This window comes from Microtetraspora sp. AC03309 (assembly GCF_020826795.1).
Taxonomy (GTDB): Bacteria; Actinomycetota; Actinomycetes; order Streptosporangiales; family Streptosporangiaceae; genus Microtetraspora; species Microtetraspora glauca.
Genome location: NZ_JADDIL010000216.1, coordinates 1 through 1108, shown reverse-complemented (window position 1 = coordinate 1108; position 1108 = coordinate 1). Strand labels below are relative to the sequence as shown.

The 1108-nt window shown below is 65.2% G+C and carries 1 protein-coding gene; it reads right to left on the bottom strand.

The window, feature by feature from the left end:
- The coding region (locus IMZ11_RS42390) for a helicase-related protein (RefSeq protein ID WP_228649204.1) at positions 1-1108 on the bottom strand (1108 nt) is incomplete at both ends.

The following is a 1108-nucleotide window of genomic DNA, read 5'->3' as shown; positions in this document are numbered from 1 at the left end:
GAGCGAAGGCCTCCAACCGCTGCAACCGGTCGGCTGCCGCAGCCGCGGTCTTGTCGGCCACCGCTGCCTGGTGCAGCAGCGTGCGAACGTTCTGCTGAACGGTGACGTGAGACAACCGCAGCTGACGCACGCGGGTCTGCAACTCGTGCTGCCGTAGCAGCAGCTCGTTGCCGGCGGCGGCGGCCTTGAGTTCCCCGAAGGTCAAGGCGTCATCGCCGATGTCCTCGATCTCGCGAGCCTGCCCGTCCATGCGGTACAGCTGGGAGAATCCGGCCGCCTTTCTTTCCACGGTGCCGAACATGAACGCGTCGAACGTTTTTCGTGCTACGTGCGAGTGAATGCCGACGACATCGTGTTGGTTGCCGTTGCGCTGAATCCGGCCGTTGCGTTGCAACCACGCCGCCGCCGTCCACGTCGGGTCTGCGTGATGAAGGGAGTGGAGCCGGGCTTGCAGGTTTGTGCCAATGCCGACCTTGGCCGTAGAACCTAGAAGGACCGCGACCCGGCCGTCTCGGCATGCGGCGAACAGCGCCTCGCGTGCCTTCGGCGTGGTGGCCTCGTGGACGAACCGAACCTTTTCGGCCGGCACGCCACGTGCGATCAGCCCATCGCGGATCCGCCCGTAGCTCTGGGCATCGCCCTTCTTCGGGGTACCGAGGTCGCACATGACCAGTTGGAACGCCCCCGGATTCGGCGATCCTTCATACACCCGATCCTTGGTGTCGTGGTAGATGTCGGCGACCAGGGCCGCCACCCCTTCCAGCTTGGGGGCGCTCTCGCGGATTCCGACCAGGTTCGGGTCCAGGGCGACTTTGCGGCCGTCTCCGCAGATCAACAGCATGTTGTCCGCATTGGCCGACGGCAGACGCTTTTGCAAGGCGTCGACCCGCTCCACCAGCGTCTCCATGAACTCCTGCTGGCTCAATATCCGGTCGGTCAGATGCGTGTAGTTTCTGGCCTCCGGCCGCGGTATCCCGACACTGTCGGCGCGCACCATCGACATGAATTCCGACAACATCGTGCGCAGCTCGGGGACGTTCTGAATGGTGCCCGGCCGGCGCCGCGACCGGAAGCCCGACCCGTCCGGGCTGGTCTCGATGAGCACCTT